We start from the raw sequence: 16,392 nt of genomic DNA on the forward strand, positions 1-16,392 counted from the left end.
ACTTCCTCCTGCAAATCGGCGCACTCAATTGTACCGATGCAGGTGCGCTCACACCCGCGGAGCACTCCACGTGTCACACGTCGAGATATCGCCGGAATCAAGTCCGCGCTGCAGCCACGTCGCGCGCTGCTGGGCACTGCCATGCGTCCATGTCTCCGGGTTCGAAGACCCTTGGTACTTATCCTGCAGACGATCATCACCGATTGCCTGAGCGGTCTGGAGCGCACCCAGGACCTGATCGGCCGTCGGGGTCTTCAGGAACGGAGTACCGGTTGAGGGATCCGGGGTGTTGGATGCCCAGTGCATCCACACGCCGGCGTAGCAGTCCGCCTGAAGCTCGCTGCGCACGCCCGCCCCCTGTTCCCCGGACTCACGCGTGTCGTGCGCGCGGAAGACACCCTGAATGTTCTGGATGTGGTGGCCCCACTCGTGGGCCACGACGTATTCCTGGGCGAGCACGGAATCGGATGCACCGTACTTGGAGACCATATCGTCGAAGAACCCGAGGTCGAGGTACACCGTCGAATCTCCGGGGCAGTAGAACGGGCCCACGGCGCTCGTCGCGTTACCGCACGCGGTGGAGACGGAGTTCGTGAAGATCTGGAAATCGGGCAGCTGGTACGCGATGCCAGTGTCCTGGGCGGACAGCTGGGTCTTCCACACCGCGTCGAGGGACTGAGCGGTGGCGACCATGCGGCACTCGACGCGAGTGTTGGCGTCCTGTCCCGTCTGGCAGGTGGACGTATCGACTGCTGACGACGAGGTCGACGACGTGTCGGAAGGCGAGGACAGCAGGCTCGTCAGATCGATGCCGGTGAAGTAGGAGAACCCGAGGATCAAGAGAACACCGAGCAGTGAGCCACCGCCTGCACCTGCGATCTTCCGGCCCGCGCCGGACGTACCGACGCGCGAGGGATCCAAACGGATGTTGTCATTGAAACTCATGGTTGCTCCACACTTTCAGCGGCGGCGCCCGGCCTCGTAGCGGCCAAGCATGTCGGAACGGAACTCGTCAAAGCACCCGTTGATGATCGATGCGCGAATTCCATCGACGAGACGCAGTGTAAACCACTCGTTGTGAATGGTCGCGAGCGTTGCCGATAGAATCTCTTTCGCCTTGAACAGGTGATGAATGTACGCGCGGGTGTAGTGCGTGCAGGTGTAGCACCCACAACCCTCAACGAGCGGCTTGAAATCCCTCTTGAAGCGTGCGTTCGTGATGTTGAAACGCCCGTCCGGCGTGTAGATCGCGGCGTTACGCGCGACGCGCGACGGATTCACGCAGTCGAAGGTGTCGGCACCGGCTGCGACGCCCGCGAACAGGTCCTCAGGCTCAGAAATACCCAGGAGGTGGCGGGGACGATCCTCGCCCAGCTCCTCGCACACCCACGAGACGATTGTGCCGAGGTTCTCCTTCTCGAGTGCGCCACCGATTCCGAACCCGTCGAAGCGCTGGCCGTCGACCTCCATGTCCGCCATCGTGCGCGCCGCCTGGCGACGCAGGTCCTCCCACTGAGCACCTTGGATGACACCCCACAGCTGCTGATACGGCTTGTGAGAGCGTTCTTCCGTCAGGCGTTTGTGCTCGGCGAGGCATCGGGCTGCCCACGCGTGGGTGCGCTCGAGGGATTCCTCCTGGTAGGAACGCGGGTGGAGGAGGCTCGTGAGCTCATCAAAAGCAAACATGATGTCGGAGCCGAGCTGGTGCTGGATTCCCATCGACACCTCGGGATTGAAGCGATGCTTCGTACCGTCGATGTGGCTGGAGAAGATCACGCCATCGTCGTCGACGACCGCGTTCGAGGCCTTGATGGCCTGCATCTGGACCTTCGGGTCGGTCGGGTCGGCCTGACCGGAGAACTCCTGGGACAGAACCTTCTTAAAGCCGGCTCCAAGAGACAGGACTTGGAAGCCGCCCGAATCGGTGTAGGTGGGGCCAGACCAGTTCATGAACTGACCGAAACCGCCTGCCTCGTCGACGATGTCGGACCCCGGCTGCAGGTACAGGTGGTAGGCGTTCGCAAGGACGGCCTGAGCACCCAGCGAGCGCACCATCTCGGGCGTGAGGGCCTTGACGTTGGCCTTCGTGCCGACGGGAATGAACGCGGGGGTCGCGATCGTTCCGTGCGCGGTGTGGATGACGCCGGTGCGTCCGAGGCCTCCGTGGGACTCCATTCGGTGCCCGATGGTGAAGCCTCTATCGGGATGGTGCGCTCCCTCCGAGGCCGGGGGCTCGAAAGGCGTGAGGTGCTCGGGAGCGGGAGCGGACAGCCAGTTCTCGTTCATCGGTCGAAGACCTCGTCCTTCTTGAGTCCCTCCATACGGCGAATGGCCGCGATGACCGGGTACGTCAGGGGGAGCAGAACGACCTCAAGGAGCACCTTGTAGAAGTAGCCGGTGATGGTGTAGTTGATGAAATTGCCCAGCGACATCTCGCCGTAGAAGAGGATCGTGCAGAAAAGGATGGTGTCTGCTGCCTCACCAACGATCGTCGAGCCGATCAGGCGGGCCCACAGGTGCTTGGAACCCCAGCGTCGGCGGATCCATACGAGGACGTAGGAGTTGAGCAGCTGACCCGCCAGGTAACCAACGAGGGAAGCCAAAACCGCACGCCACACGACGCCGAGGACCGCAGCAAAAGCGTCCTGGTTTTCGTAATCCGGGGCGGGAGGCAGATACTGCACGACGAAGAACGTGAGGGAGGCCAGAAGGGAGGCCACGAATCCCATGATGATGACACGCTTAGCCCGAGCAAATCCATAGACTTCCGAGAGCACATCGCCGATGATGTAGGTGAGTGGGAAGAGGATCGCGCCTCCGTCGAAAATGAGGTAGTGCGTAGACGTGCCGAGCATAAACGCCTTGGTTGCGGCGATATTCGAGATGAGCAGCAGCGCGACGAAGGCGACGGAGACGATGTCAAGGGCGCGCGTGGGGCGCGCCGATCCAGACGGGACCGGGCTATCGGACATGGGATGAAACCTCGCAAAGCAGAGTAGATATCGATTAATTCCGACACCCATTGTGCCCGCTTGTTGCGTGATCATGCGCAACAGCGCCGCCTCGCAGGCGGGTTGATTCGCCCACACGCACCCCTCCCTCTACTCTTGGAGGGTGATTAACGTCCAGGATTTCTCGTTGCGCATCGGCCCCCGCGAGCTCGTCAACCATGCGAGCTTCCGTATCGATAAAGGCATGTGTATTGGCCTCGTCGGCCGTAACGGCGCGGGAAAGACGACGACGATGAGGTTGCTCGCGGGCGAAGGTGACCGAGGAGGGGCTGCCGAATACACCGGCACCATCTCGTCGAATGGGACGGTCGGTTACCTGGCGCAGGACACGCACGTGGGTGATCCGTCGATGAAGGCACGCGACCGCATCATCTCCGTGCGCGGCATCGACTCCATTATTGCCCGTATCCGCAAGGCCGAACACGAGATGTCGACGACCGAGGGCGCTCGTCAACAGCGCGCGATGGAACGGTACGTGAAGCTCGACCAGCAGTTTACGAACTCTGGCGGCTGGGCAGCCAACGCCGAGGCGGCGCAGATCGCGCACTCGCTGGGACTCGAAGACCGGGTACTCGATCAGACCCTCGATACCCTCTCCGGTGGCCAGCGACGCAGGGTCGAGCTAGCCCGCGTGCTTTTCTCGGACGCAGACGTGCTACTTCTGGACGAACCAACGAACCACCTCGACCACGATTCGATCGTCTGGCTGCGCGACTGGATCAAGACCTTCCCCGGCGGCGTCATGATCATTTCGCACGACGTCAAGCTGCTGGGTGACACCGTCAACCAGGTCTTCTACCTCGATGCGAACCGCGCACAGATCGACATCTATCACCTCGGCTGGTCGGCCTATCTCAAGCAGCGCGAGGAAGACGAACGTCGTCGCCGTAAAGAACGTGCTAACGCGTTGAAGAAGGCCGAACACCTCAAGGCTCAGGGCGAGAAGATGCGCGCGAAGGCCACGAAGGCCGTCGCCGCACAGCAGATGCTGCGCCGAGCCGAAGAGCTTTTCGTCCAGGCTGGTTCAGAGATCGTCCAGGACAAGGTTGCGCGCCTACGCTTCCCCGACCCGGCACCGTCGGGCCGCGTTCCCCTCACCGCTGAAGGGCTGTCGAAGTCCTACGGTTCTCTCGAGGTGTTCACAGGAGTGGACCTAGCGATCGACCGCAGCTCCAAAGTCGTCGTCCTCGGCCTCAACGGCGCGGGCAAGACGACGCTGCTGCGGCTCCTATCCGGTATCGAGGAGCCGGACTCCGGCCGCGTCGTGCCCGGCCACGGCCTCAAGCTCGGGTACTACGCCCAGGAGCACGAGACGCTTGACGAGACCCGTACGATCCGCGAAAACATGGCCGAGGCCGCTCCGACCCTCGACGACACCCACGTGCGCAACATTCTCGGCCAGTTCCTCTTCCAAGGTGACGACGTTGAAAAGCCTGTGTCCGTGCTGTCTGGCGGTGAGAAGACCCGCCTCGCTTTAGCAACACTCGTCGTCTCGGGTGCAAACGTCCTGCTGCTCGACGAACCGACTAACAACCTCGATCCCGCCTCACGCGAGGAGATCCTCGCGGCCCTGCGTGACTACGAGGGTGCCGTCATCCTCGTCACGCACGATCCCGGCGCTGTCACGGCGCTCAACCCCGAGCGCGTCCTGCTGTTGCCCGACGCGGATGAGGACCTGTGGGACGACAGCTACCTGGATCTCGTTACCCTCACCTGACGACGATAGCTCGGTCGTTTCGCGACAGGTACGACAAAGGCCGGGACTGGAACACGCCAGCCCCGGCCTCGTCGTCAGAAGCTCACAGAACCTTGGAGAAGAACTCCTTGGTTCGCTCAGACTTCGGGTTATCGATGACCTCGGAGGGAGCTCCGGCCTCGACGATGACGCCACCATCCATGAAGACGACCTGGTCGGCGACCTCGCGGGCGAACCCGATCTCGTGGGTGACAACAGCCATCGTCATACCCGACGCGGCCAGGTCCTGCATAACCTGGAGCACCTCACCGACGAGCTCAGGATCGAGCGCTGAGGTCGGCTCATCAAAGAGCATGATCTCGGGATCCATGGCGAGCGCGCGGGCGATGGCAACTCGCTGCTGCTGGCCACCCGAAAGCTCCGCTGGGTAATGGTCCGCGCGATCAGCCAGACCGACGCGATCAAGCAGCTCGAGAGCCTGGGCGCGCGCCTCGCTCTTCGAACGCTTGAGGACCTGGACGGGTGCCTCCATGACGTTCTCCAGCGCGGTCTTGTGCGGGAAGAGATTGAAGCGCTGAAACACCATGCCAATACGAGAACGCTGAGCAGCGATCTCCTTATCGTGGCGCTCGAAGAGCGCGCCGCCCGCATACTCGCGATAGCCCAGCAGCTCACCGTCGACGTACACGCGGCCGGCGCTGATGTCCTCGAGCATGTTCAGGCAGCGCAGGAGCGTCGACTTGCCAGAGCCCGAGGGGCCGAGGATGACGCAGACCTCGCCGGAAGCGATATCGAGGTCGATGCCCCGCAGGACGTGCAGGTCGCCGAAGAACTTGTGGACTCCGCGAACGGAGACCATGGGCGTCGTAGTCGTCATGGTGTCACATCCAAAAACTTGAGCTTGGTGGCCTTGGCCTCTTCGTCATCATCAGAGGAGGACGATGCAGCGGGGGAGTGGGTGCCGGCGTTGTCACGGCGCTCGAAGCCCTTGCCGTAGTACTTCTCGATGAAGGACTGAATCCACATCAGGAGACTTGTGATGACGAGGTACCAGATCGCTGCCGCAATCAGGAGCGGCACGGGCGCGAACGTCGCCTGGCCACGCTGACGCGCAATGAATGTGAGTTCGAGGGTGAAGGGAATCGCCGAGACCAGGGAGGTCGTCTTGAGCATCGAAATGGTCTCGTTGCCGATCGGCGGCACAATCACACGCATTGCCTGGGGCAGGATAATGCGGCGGAAGATCGTTCCACGCGGCATGCCGAGCGCGGTGGCGGCCTCCCACTGGCCCTTCGAGACGCTCAGCAGGCCCGCACGCATGATTTCCGCGAGGTACGCGCCTTCGTTGAGGCCCAAGCCGATGAACGCCATCCAGAACGGTGTGAAATACGTGGCCGTATCAAACGTCAGCTCCCAACCCCACAGTGAGCCGAGGAACGGCACACCGAAGGAGAGCTTCGGGTAGAGCGTGGGCAGCAGCGACCAGAAAATCAGCTGCGTGTAGATAGGGGTTCCACGGAAGAACCAGATGTAGGCCATCGCCACCCAGCGCAGGACCGGATTCACCGACTGGCGCATGATCGCCATCGTGATGGCCAGGGCGGTGCCCACCACCATCGCGAGGATCGTGAGGATGATCGTGAAGAGGACTCCCTGCATGATCGAACGCGAAAACAGCCACTGGAACACGACCTGCCACTGGAAGTTTGCGTTCGTTACCAGCGCGTGGGCTGCCATTGCCGCAAGGATTGCTGCGACGATTGCACTCGCCCACCTCCCCGGGCGGGGCACTGGTTTCGCGTCGATCAGCACAACGCCGTCTTTGATGGTTGCCATGAGATCCTCAGTCGTTCGTCGCCGGGTTCAGCTCGGCGGTGGTCAGCGCTGCGTCCTGAGCGCCATAGGTGGTCAGGATGTCCTTGAGGTAGCCGTTGTCCATCAGGTACTGCATGGCCTTCTGGATGGCCTGGGTCAGCTGCTCGTCGTTCTTATTGACGGCTACGCCCTGCGGGGCGGACTCGACGACGTCGCCGACCTGCTCGATCTGGCCGCCCGATAGAGATGCGGTGTAGCCGATGACTGTTGAGTCAGCGAAGGTGGCGTCGTACTGGCCGCCGATGACCTTCGTCGCGATGTCGGTCTGCAGGTCGTGCGGCATGATCGTGATCTTGTCCTTGCCGTCGGCTACGCACTTGTCCGACAGTTCGGTCGCGTAGTCTTCCTGCGCAGTGCCGGTCTGGACGCCGATCGTCTTGCCACACGGGTCGGCCGGATCGAAATTCTTCGGGTTGCCGGCGGCCACTCCCCAGGCGGAGCCCACCTCAACGTAGGAGATGAGGTTTGCCTGCTCCTCGCGTTCGGAGGTGATCGTGAAGGAGGAGATGCCCACGTCGAACTTCGTGCCCAGCGCCGGAATGATGGTCGGGAACTCGGCGTGGTTTGTGGTTCCCTCGTTCAGACCCATGACCTTGGCGAGCGCCTTGTTGATGTCGACGTCGTATCCCTGAGGGGTCTGCGAATCGTCACCGAGGAACTCCGCGGGTGCGTAGTCTGCGGAGGCGCCGTTACGCAGCGTGCCACGCTCCTTGACCTCGTCGGGAACCAGGGCGGCGATTTCGTCGACGGTCGGGATCTTCGACACGTCGTACGAGGCCGTGGTTGCCGCGCCCGAGGTGCTCTCAGATCCGCTCGTTGACGAGCTGGTCGCCGTCGGATCAGCGCAGGCGGCGAGAGGGAGAGCAGCTGCGGCTGCGAGGACGATGAGGGCGTGTGCCTTCGAGATGGTCATGATCTGCCTTCCGATGGGAGTGGGCCGTGGCCCGTGATTGCTACCATTATGCACCCATATGCATATAAATGCATATTATGCGTAGCGTGGTGCGAATCAGTCGACGGTCGGGTTGAGTGTAGCTGTCGTCAGTGCTGCATTCTCGGCGCCGTAGGACGCCAGAATGTCGTTGAGGTAGCCGTTGTCCATCAGGTACTGCATAGCCTTCTGCACCGCCTCAGCAAGCTGTGCGTCATCCTTCGCGACCGCCACGCCTTGAGGGGCTGACTCAAACGTGTCGCCAAGCTGTTCAATCTTGCCGGCAGACTGCGAGCTCGTGTAGCCAATGACCGTTGAGTCCGCGAGGGTTGCGTCATACTGGCCACCGATCAGCTTGGTGGCAATGTCAGTCTGGAGCTCGTGAGGCATGACGGTGATCTTTTCCTTGCCGGCCGCGACGCACTCGTCAGAGAGCTTGGCTGCGTATTCTTCCTGAGCCGTGCCGGTCTGAACCGCAATGGTCGCACCGCACGGGTTAGACGGGTCAAAATTCTTCGGATTGCCAGCGGTGACACCCCATGCGGATCCGACGTTCAGGTAAGACACCATGTCGACTTGCTGCTCGCGCTCGGAGGTAATGGTGAAAGACGAGATGCCCACGTCGAACTTCGTGCCGAGAGCGGGGATGATCGTGGGGAATTCGGAGTGCTTCGTTTCTCCGGTATTCAGACCCATGACCTTGGCGAGCGCCTTATTAATGTCGATGTCGTAGCCGATGGGAGTCTGTCCATCGGCATCCATGTATTCGGCAGGTGCATATCCGGTAGAAGCTCCGTTACGCAGGGTGCCCCGTTTCTTGATGTCGTCGGGAACAAGCGCTGCGATCTCGTCGACAGTTGGGATCGATGAGACGTCGTAGTGTGAGGTGGTCGATGTGGCTGTCCCTGTCGTCGTGTCTGCGGTACTCGTACTCGTCGTGGGGTCTGCGCATGCGGCCATTGCGGTCGCGGTACTGGCCAGAGTGAGCGTGGCGAGAAGCTTCTTGGTGTGCATGATTATGTTCCTCAGTATCCGTGATTCGAGTGATCTCGTGTACTGAATATGCAATCACGTGCATACTATGCATGTCGAATGAGTCTCGGATCGTGGATACGCAAGTGGGCAAGCACTCGGTGCTTGCCCACTTGTGAGGTTCAGTTGCCGCGAAGTGCGCGGCGTGACGGTTTGGCGCGCAGGGGGTCGATGCCCTTCGGAATGGGAGGCTCGCCCGATCGGAGAGCGTTGATGCGCGCAGAGACCTGGGGAACTTCCTCGGGGGTCAGCACGTTCTTCAACTTGCGCAGCTCGCGCTGCAGATCCTTCAGAGCGATCTGCCCGTCATCGTGACCCACCTGGATCTGATGAACGGGAACGTTGCGCATGACCTTGGTGACGCGCTTCGTCTCGGCCTGGAGGAGGGGACGGACGCGTGACGCGGGGCCTTCGGAGATGAGAACGACGCCGGCGCGGCCAACGATGCGCCACACGAGGTCCTGCTCACGGGTGTATGCCACGGGCTGCTCGGGAATCACCCAGCCGCGCTGAATCTGGGACAGCGCAACCTTCACGGCGCCCGCCGTGTCCTCGACCTGCGCGTACAGTGCGCGGCGGGTAAGAATACTCAACAGCAATAGGGCTGCGGTGAACGAGCCCATGATGCCGACGACAAGCCAGCCAATAAACGACATGTTGGTCAGCCAGGCCACCAACATGAAGACGGCGATCACCGCAGCAGCCGTTCCGAGAAGCATCCACGGAAGTGCCGGGTAGGTGCGTTTGGTCAGTCGGTATGCGTCGAGGACGTTCTGATAGAAGCGCCTCTTGCCGGGGGGATTCGATTCACTCATAACCTCATTATTGTACGTGCAATTGATGATCGAAAGTCCACCCGTCCGATCAGGCACTTTGTGAAATGAGTTGCATCACATTGCTTCGCTTAGGACAATGTCGGTATGAACATTGGCGGTTACGACGTTGGCCAAATCTTCCATATCGGGGCGACGGGCCCCGTATGGCGTACGCGCACGGATGTGGGTCAAGCACTGTTGTCTCTGCGCGCTGCCGGAGATGGAGAGCGCTGCCTCGAGCGGTGGAAGGCGTGGGCCTCGATCACGTCGCGACACGTTGTTGCCCTGCGCGATGTTGCTCGATCAGATGACGGCCGCTGGGCAATCGTTTACGACTATGTGGCAGGACGTCCCCTCGATGCGGAAATTGGCTCGCCCGATTTGCGTCCAATCGCGACAAGACGCCAGATCATCGAAGGAATTGCTGCCGGGGTCAGTGCTCTGCACAGCGCTGGAATCGTCCATGGGGATTTAACGCCCTCCAACATTATCGTGACACCATCTGGGCGCGCGGTCATCATTGATCTCATCGACGAGTTGGGAGAGGGTGACGGAACCCCGGGTTGGAGCCAAGGGCTTAGTGGGCAGGGAGCTGATCGCGCGTGCCTGCGTCAGCTCGCGCACCTTCTGCACATGGACGAGGCACTGGCTGAGCTTGGCTTCGATGAGCCTAACGATTGTCTTGCAGACGCGACGCCCGTTGTTGACGATCCCGTCGAGCACCCTATTTCGCGTGAGCCCGTGGATCCCGAGCGCGTCATCGCTGACTTGCGCGCTGCGGCACTGCGCGAAGATACCCTCAGAGATGCGCGGCCCGAGCGCCCGGCTGCGTCGACACCGCAGAATGTGCGTGGCGGGAGACAGGAAGCGCAGCGCGGTCGGCGCCGAGCGCTCGGCGTCCTCGCTATGGGGCTGATGGCGATCATCGCAGGTGTGTCCATCATGGCGTACGGCTTGCTGCGCAGCGGTGTCAGCGATGGCCAATCGGAAGTATCTGTCCACAGCGCTCCCTCACAATCGCTCGAGCAGTCGGCTGGGAGCGCGTGCGATGTTTCTGCCCTGTCAGAAACAATTAACCATGCAATCCGCACGCGCGACGAAGCAGTGGTCGCCGGTGACCCGACGCCTCTTGCGAGCGTTCTCGGTGGTGAGCTGCTCGATCAAGACAAGCAGCGCATCGCAACGATGCAAAGCGACGGAGTGCGCGTCTCGCAGTTGTCCTCCCAGATTGATGATGTGTCCGTGTTGGCGTGTGAGCCGGGCGCCATCGATGTCAGTGCAACGTTGACGGTTCTCGCCACCGAAACATGTCGAGCGGGCACCTGTGAGAAGCGCTCGGAGCCCCAAGTAACCGACCTTCGCGTGCGCGTCGATCCAGTGTCGGGCAAGGTTGTGAAGGCAGAGCCCGTTGATCAGGACAGTGGTGCGGCGGCGCAATAACGACCGACCACTACGTAAGTATCCAGGCAACAATGATGGGGTGGGCCTCAGCAGAGGCCCACCCCATCAGCGTTCGGTGAGGATCAGAGTCCGAGGTCGGACTCGAACGCGCCTTCCTCCAGGCGCTTCTTCACGTCCATGAGGAAGCGCGAAGCGTCGGCACCGTCAACCAGGCGGTGGTCGTAGGACAGCGACAGGTAGACCATCGAGCGAATCGCGATGACGTCGGCGCCGTCGGCACCCTTCATCACGACGGGACGCTTCACGATCGTGCCAACGCCCATGATCGCGGTCTCCGGCATGTTGAGGACCGGCGTATCGAAGAGTGCGCCGCCCGAACCGGTGTTGGTCACCGTGAACGTCGAGCCGGACAGCTCGTCCGGGCCAATCTTCGAGTCGCGAGTACGAGCGGCCAGATCGTTGATCGAGGCGGCGATGCCCGCAATGTCCTTGTCTCCGGCGTTCTTCATCACCGGGACCAGCAGACCGCGCGGCGTGTCAACGGCGATGCCCACGTGCTCGTAGTCGAAGTACGTGACCTCCTTGTCGTTGATGGTCGCGTTGATCTTCGGGTGGTAGGCGAGGGCCTCGGTCGCGGCCTTTACGAAGAAGGGCAGGAACGTCAGCTTGGTGCCGTGCTTGGCAAGGAACGCGTCCTTCGAACGAGCGCGCAGAGCGGCAACCTTCGTGACGTCGACCTCGATAACCGTGGTCAGCTGAGCCGCGGTCTGCAGAGACTCGACCATACGGCGGGCGATCGTCTGACGCAGTCGCGACATCTTTTCGGTCGTTCCACGCAGCGGCGAAGGCTCGCGAACAGCGTTGGCCTGTGCAGCGGCCGGAGCGGCCGGAGCAGCAGGGGCTGCGACTGCAGCGCGAGCAGCAGCTGCGGCAGCCTCGATGTCCTCGCGGCGAATGCGGCCGCCAACACCGGTGCCCGACACGGACGCCAGATCGACGCCGAGCTCGCGGGCGAGCTTACGAACGATCGGGGTGACGTAGGCGGAGCCGGTGACGGCAACAGGGGTTTCAACGACCGGAGCGGCGGAAGCCGTCTGTGCCAGCGTCGACGCGTTCGGGAAAGGATCAACCGGAGCCGCCGGGGCAACCGGAGCGGCCGGTGCAGCGGGGGCAGCAGGTGCCACGGGTGCAACCGGAGCGGCCGGGGTGGCAGCCTCGGCGACGGGAGCTGCAGAGGGGGCAGATGAAGAAATGATCGCGACGACGGTGCCGACCTCGACGGTCTCATCCTCGGGAACGCGGATCTCTGCGAGGAAACCGGCCACGGGGGAGGGAACCTCGGAGTCGACCTTGTCCGTGGAGACCTCGAGCAGCGGCTCATCGGCGTCAACGGCGTCGCCCACGGACTTCAGCCACGTGGTGACGGTGCCCTCGGTGACGGACTCACCCAGAGCGGGCATGCGCACCTCGGTACCCTGCGCGGGAGCCGCCGCCGGGGCAGCGGTCTCAACGGGAGCTGCAGCAGGCGCAGCCGGCGCCTCGACGGGAGCAGCCGCGGGTGCAGCGGCAGGGGCTGCCGAAGCCTCAGATGCATCGCCAATGCGAGCGATCTCGGTGCCGACCTCGACGGTCTCATCCTCGGGGACCAGGATTTCCAGCAGGACGCCGGCCACGGGGGAGGGGACCTCGGAGTCGACCTTGTCCGTGGACACCTCAACGATGGGCTCGTCGAGCTCGACGGTGTCGCCGACCTGCTTGAGCCACGTGGTGACGGTGCCCTCGGTGACGGACTCGCCCAGAGCGGGCATGGTCACTGAAGTTGCCATGTGTGTTCTCCTATTAAAAAATTTCGGTCAGTTGTGGACGTGGAGCGGCTTGCCTGCCAGCGCCATAGCCGCTTCACCAAGCGACTCGTTCTGGCTGGGGTGTGCGTGGATCAGGGAAGCGACATCCGAGGGGTATGCCTCCCAATTCACCATGAGCTCGCCCTCACCAATCTGCTCGCCGATGCGCGCGCCGATGCCGTGGAAGCCCACGATCGGACCGCCCTCAACCGAGACCAGCTTGATGATGCCCGATGTGGCCAGGATAGACGACTTTCCGTTGCCGGCAAGGTTGTACTCGACGGTGCGCACCTGGTCTCCAAACTTTTCGCGTGCCTGCTTCTCGGTCATACCGACGGAAGCAATCTCCGGCTCGCAGAACGTCACGCGCGGGATATTGATGTCAGCCTGCATGGTCGGGTTCAGGCCGGCGATCTCTTCGGCGACGAAGATGCCCTGCATGAAGCCGCGGTGTGCCAGCTGAAGGCCGGGAACGATATCGCCGACCGCGTAGATGTTTCCAACGCCGGTGTGCAGGCGGTCGTTGGTGATGACGAAGCCGCGATCCAGCGTGATGCCGGCCTGCTCGTAGCCCAGGCCCTCGGTCACGGGGCCACGGCCGACAGCGACCAGAAGGACGTCGGCGTCGAAAGCCTTGCCGTCTTCGGTCGTGACGTGCACGCCCTGCTCGTTCTGCGTGGCCGAGGCGAAGCGAGTGTTCGTGTGGAACTTGATGCCGCGCTTGCGGTAGGCGCGCTCGAGCTGCTTGGAAATGGCCTCGTCCTCATTGTTGGCGAGGTGGGGGAGGGCCTCGATAATCGTGACCTCGGCGCCGAAGCTGCGCCACACGGAGGCAAACTCCAGACCGATGACGCCGCCGCCAAGAATAACGGCGGAGGAAGGAACCCAATCCATCTGAAGGGCCTGGTCGGAGGAGATCACGCGGCCACCGATCTCGAGGCCGGGGATCGAACGCGAGTAGGATCCGGTCGCCAGAACGATGTTGCGGCCGGTAATGCGCTGGCCGTTCACCTCGATGGTGTTCGCGTCGGCGAGGCGGCCCCAGCCGGAGATCACCTCGACGTTGCGAGACTTGAGCAGGCCCTGCAGGCCCTTGTACAGGCCGGAAATGACGGAGTCGCGGTACTTACCCACCTGTGCCATGTCAATGCCGTTGAAGGTGGAGGAGACGCCGAACTTGGACGACTCGCGCACGGCCTCGGCCGTTTCTGCGGCGTGCAGGTACGCCTTGGTGGGGATGCAGCCGCGGTGCAGACAGGTGCCGCCCACCTTGTCGCCGTCGATGAGGGCGACCTTCATGCCCAGCTGCGCAGCGCGCAGGGCGGTCGCGTAGCCGCCGGAACCCGCACCCAGAATGACGATGTCGTAGGTCGATTCGCTCAAGGTTTAAAACTCCTCGCTGATGAGCCGAAGCTCAGATGGTTGTTTTCATGGCGGGCCTCACGGTCCTTATAGGCCCATTGTCCCACGTTTGTGCAACGCTGTCTTGAAGCTCGGTGTTCCATCGCGGTGCATCAGGCCACACGGCTTAGTTGCTCGCGGCACTCATCTCTCATGCGATGCGCCGCGACAATGCTGTCGGTAGGATCAGACCTGTGCACGGACATGAGACGACGAACGAGGCCGTCGGTGCGCGCGATCAGCGCCCGCCGTCGCTTGGGCTTGGCCGCATCATCATTGCTCTCTTTTGGCTCCTCGGAGCCTGGATTCTCGTGACGGCCATCCTCGATCTTTTTCATGCGCAGGGGCAACCCTGGGGGCCGCGCATCGTTGCTCTCCTCGCGGGTATCGACTATCTCATCGCGGCCACGGCGCTCACCCACAACGGGCGACGCATGCGCATGGTCGGTTGGGTCACGATCTCTTTGTCGATCGCCATTCCGATTATTTTGTGGGTTGCATCGCTCGGCTTAGATGAGCTGAATTCCGCGCGCTCAGCCTGGACGGGCCTCGGCGCTGACTTCTACTTCCTGCCCCTCATTGTGTCGATCATCGGCTTGATCTGGATGTGGCGCTCGAATCCGCGCAGGATCGTCTCACTCGCAGAGCAGGTCGAGCGTCCGTCCACCCCATGGAGGGCGCACTGACCCACTGCTAATCCAACGATGAACGCAGTAAACGAGGCCCGGCGGAGTAATCCGACCCGGGCCTCGTTCGACATCTTTCTGTCGTGGGGTTAGACGCCGTTCGGGAAACCCAGCTGTCGCCAGGCCTCGTACAGCACGATCGATGCGGAGTTGGCCAAATTGAGGGAGCGCACGCCGTCGACCATCTGAATGCGCACGCGATCCTCCACGCGCGGATGATGCATTGCATCCTCGGAGAGGCCGACCGACTCGCGCCCAAAAAGGAGACCGTCTCCATCGGCATAGGAGACGTCGGAGTACATGGTGGTTGCGTGGCCCGTGAGCGCCCAGACGCGCCCTGGAACCTCGGCGAGTGCCTCATCGAGGGAATCGTGCACCATGACGTGCGCGAGGTCGTGGTAGTCCAGGCCTGCGCGGCGGAGCTTCGCGTCGTCCATGTCGAAGCCCAGTGGCTTGACCAAGTGCAGCATCGATCCCGTGCATGCGGACAGGCGAATAGCGGCTCCCGTATTGCCGGGGATTTCCGGCTCCCAAAAAATAATGTGCAGCATGGTCTTCAGGCCTGGTGGGTCACGGTCAGGGAGGCGCGTGCAATCGTGTGCTCGAGCGCCGCGAACGAGGCCATGGCTGGGGTCGCGTCGTCGTCGAGCCCCAGCGAATCCGTATCGAGGGCGTGCACCGTGAATACGTAGCGGTGGGGGCGGTCGCCGGTGGGGGGAGCGGCTCCGAAGTAGGAGGCCTCACCTGCATCGCCGCGCAGGTGGAAAGCCGGACCGTCCAGCATGAGGTCGGATGCTCCGGCGCCCGCCTCCAGGTGGGTCATGGACGACGGGATGTCAAGAATTGCCCAGTGCCACCAGCCCGAGGGGATCGGGGCATCCGGGTCAAAACAGGTCAGCATGAAGCTTGCCGTGTCCTCGGGGAAACCGTGCCACGTGAGATCCGGGGAAAGGGATCCGGCCTCGGCGGTCGCCGACTCGGGCATGGGTGCACCGTCGGTGAGAACGCTCGATGACAGCGTAAACGTGGGGACTTCCAGGCCCTCGTAGGGGCTGGGGGCAAGGGGGCGCTGGTCGATGTTCATGCATGCTCCTTTTCTCGGTGTTCCCATTGTGACCTATTCACGCACGATCGGCGTTCGGGACGCAGATGTGTGAGCGGGGTTCTACACTTCCACTATCGAACATGTGTTCTATTGCTAGGAGGGGGAGTTATGGCCGATGCGCACACGCGACTACTGGCGGCGCGCGACGTGTTGAACCGTGCCGAACAGGCTGTTGGCCTGCGAGCGCGTGACGATATCGAGCATGCGCAGGTGGGGATTTCTCCCGTCCTTCTGGGGCCGACTGGCAGAGCTGAACTCATCCGATTGCTGATCGATGCATGTCCCTCCGAGGGGTGGATCGGCGTGTGTGGAGTGAGGAATATCGGCTGGGAATGGGCCTCACAGCAGGGGATGGACCTCGACCGTGTACTGGTATTAAACGCGGGGAAAGATCACCAGGTGGGGGACCTGTGTTCCCTTCTGATAGAGGCCTGCGATGTTGTCTGCCTTGATGTTCCTGAACTGTCCGGCGCACAGCAGCGGGCCCTGGCGGCTCGGGCCCGATCGATGGGACGCACCATCGTGACACTGCGCCCCTGGCCGGGGCTTTCTCGTGAAGCGACACGTCGACGAATGCGGCTGGTGGTCTAGGTGC

At 62.5% G+C, this 16,392-nt stretch carries 16 protein-coding genes; 4 read left to right on the forward strand and 12 right to left on the reverse strand.

The features are described 5' to 3' along the window. Positions 1 to 48 precede the first annotated feature (48 nt). From JJJ16_RS03320 to JJJ16_RS03330, 3 genes are read right to left on the reverse strand one after another with little or no spacing between them, the layout of a single operon-like run. Entirely contained in the window at positions 49 to 945 is an 897-nt protein-coding gene (locus JJJ16_RS03320) for a neutral zinc metallopeptidase (RefSeq protein WP_219751367.1), read from the reverse strand. Positions 946 to 960: 15 nt separating this feature from the next. Next, on the reverse strand, positions 961 to 2,286 hold the full coding sequence (tgt, locus tag JJJ16_RS03325; RefSeq protein ID WP_219751368.1) for a tRNA guanosine(34) transglycosylase Tgt: 1,326 nt from the start codon (positions 2,284 to 2,286) through the stop codon (positions 961 to 963). Further along, on the reverse strand, positions 2,283 to 2,972 hold the full coding sequence (locus tag JJJ16_RS03330; RefSeq protein WP_219751369.1) for a queuosine precursor transporter: 690 nt from the start codon (positions 2,970 to 2,972) through the stop codon (positions 2,283 to 2,285). Before JJJ16_RS03330 ends, tgt begins: the two co-directional genes overlap by 4 nt. Positions 2,973 to 3,114: 142 nt before the next feature. Here JJJ16_RS03330 and JJJ16_RS03335 point away from each other — a divergent pair, with 142 nt between their 5' ends. Beyond that, positions 3,115 to 4,728: an ABC-F family ATP-binding cassette domain-containing protein gene (locus tag JJJ16_RS03335; protein WP_219751370.1), complete on the forward strand. Its 1,614-nt coding sequence runs from the start codon at positions 3,115 to 3,117 to the stop codon at positions 4,726 to 4,728. A gap of 82 nt (positions 4,729 to 4,810) precedes the next feature. On the opposite strand, the gene JJJ16_RS03340 is transcribed toward JJJ16_RS03335, so the two are convergent. The 5 genes from JJJ16_RS03340 to JJJ16_RS03360 form a co-directional block, all read right to left on the reverse strand. Then, positions 4,811 to 5,584, reverse strand: a complete 774-nt coding sequence (locus tag JJJ16_RS03340; RefSeq protein ID WP_306284407.1) for an amino acid ABC transporter ATP-binding protein — start codon at positions 5,582 to 5,584, stop codon at positions 4,811 to 4,813. Beyond that, positions 5,581 to 6,543, reverse strand: coding sequence for an amino acid ABC transporter permease (locus JJJ16_RS03345; protein ID WP_219751371.1), 963 nt, complete (start codon positions 6,541 to 6,543; stop codon positions 5,581 to 5,583). The genes JJJ16_RS03340 and JJJ16_RS03345 overlap by 4 nt, the downstream gene beginning before the upstream one ends. A 7-nt stretch (positions 6,544 to 6,550) precedes the next feature. After that, positions 6,551 to 7,495 carry an ABC transporter substrate-binding protein gene (locus tag JJJ16_RS03350; protein WP_219751372.1) on the reverse strand — a complete coding sequence of 315 codons (945 nt, stop codon included), beginning with the start codon at positions 7,493 to 7,495 and terminating at the stop codon, positions 6,551 to 6,553. 96 nt (positions 7,496 to 7,591) lie between these two features. Beyond that, the gene (locus tag JJJ16_RS03355) at positions 7,592 to 8,527 is read right to left on the reverse strand and encodes an ABC transporter substrate-binding protein (RefSeq protein ID WP_219751373.1); all 936 of its coding nucleotides are present in this window, start codon (positions 8,525 to 8,527) and stop codon (positions 7,592 to 7,594) included. A gap of 140 nt (positions 8,528 to 8,667) precedes the next feature. Next, a complete protein-coding gene (locus JJJ16_RS03360) occupies positions 8,668 to 9,360 on the reverse strand; it encodes a DUF4191 domain-containing protein (protein WP_219751374.1) in 693 nt (230 codons plus the stop codon). A gap of 105 nt (positions 9,361 to 9,465) precedes the next feature. On the opposite strand from JJJ16_RS03360, the gene JJJ16_RS03365 reads away from it, so the two are divergent. Next, positions 9,466 to 10,800 (forward strand): protein kinase domain-containing protein, encoded by a 1,335-nt coding sequence (locus JJJ16_RS03365; RefSeq protein WP_219751375.1) that lies wholly within the window; start codon positions 9,466 to 9,468, stop codon positions 10,798 to 10,800. 83 nt (positions 10,801 to 10,883) lie between these two features. Here the strand turns inward: JJJ16_RS03365 and sucB are convergent, their stop codons facing one another. Continuing rightward, entirely contained in the window at positions 10,884 to 12,587 is a 1,704-nt protein-coding gene (gene sucB / locus JJJ16_RS03370) for a 2-oxoglutarate dehydrogenase, E2 component, dihydrolipoamide succinyltransferase (protein WP_219751376.1), read from the reverse strand. Between the two features lie 27 nt (positions 12,588 to 12,614). Further along, on the reverse strand, positions 12,615 to 13,988 hold the full coding sequence (lpdA, locus tag JJJ16_RS03375) for a dihydrolipoyl dehydrogenase (protein WP_007589040.1): 1,374 nt from the start codon (positions 13,986 to 13,988) through the stop codon (positions 12,615 to 12,617). A gap of 212 nt (positions 13,989 to 14,200) precedes the next feature. On the opposite strand from lpdA, the gene JJJ16_RS03380 reads away from it, so the two are divergent. Then, positions 14,201 to 14,692 (forward strand): hypothetical protein, encoded by a 492-nt coding sequence (locus tag JJJ16_RS03380; protein ID WP_193390516.1) that lies wholly within the window; start codon positions 14,201 to 14,203, stop codon positions 14,690 to 14,692. 89 nt (positions 14,693 to 14,781) lie between these two features. On the opposite strand, the gene JJJ16_RS03385 is transcribed toward JJJ16_RS03380, so the two are convergent. Together JJJ16_RS03385 and JJJ16_RS03390 are read right to left on the reverse strand one after the other, a co-directional pair. Continuing rightward, entirely contained in the window at positions 14,782 to 15,243 is a 462-nt protein-coding gene (locus tag JJJ16_RS03385) for a tRNA (cytidine(34)-2'-O)-methyltransferase (protein ID WP_003792351.1), read from the reverse strand. A gap of 5 nt (positions 15,244 to 15,248) precedes the next feature. Further along, positions 15,249 to 15,776: a YbhB/YbcL family Raf kinase inhibitor-like protein gene (locus JJJ16_RS03390; RefSeq protein ID WP_219751377.1), complete on the reverse strand. Its 528-nt coding sequence runs from the start codon at positions 15,774 to 15,776 to the stop codon at positions 15,249 to 15,251. Positions 15,777 to 15,905: 129 nt separating this feature from the next. Here JJJ16_RS03390 and JJJ16_RS03395 point away from each other — a divergent pair, with 129 nt between their 5' ends. Continuing rightward, positions 15,906 to 16,388: a hypothetical protein gene (locus JJJ16_RS03395; protein WP_219751378.1), complete on the forward strand. Its 483-nt coding sequence runs from the start codon at positions 15,906 to 15,908 to the stop codon at positions 16,386 to 16,388. Positions 16,389 to 16,392 lie beyond the last annotated feature (4 nt).

Source organism: Schaalia sp. ORNL0103 (genome assembly GCF_019429565.1).
Taxonomy (GTDB): Bacteria; Actinomycetota; Actinomycetes; order Actinomycetales; family Actinomycetaceae; genus Pauljensenia.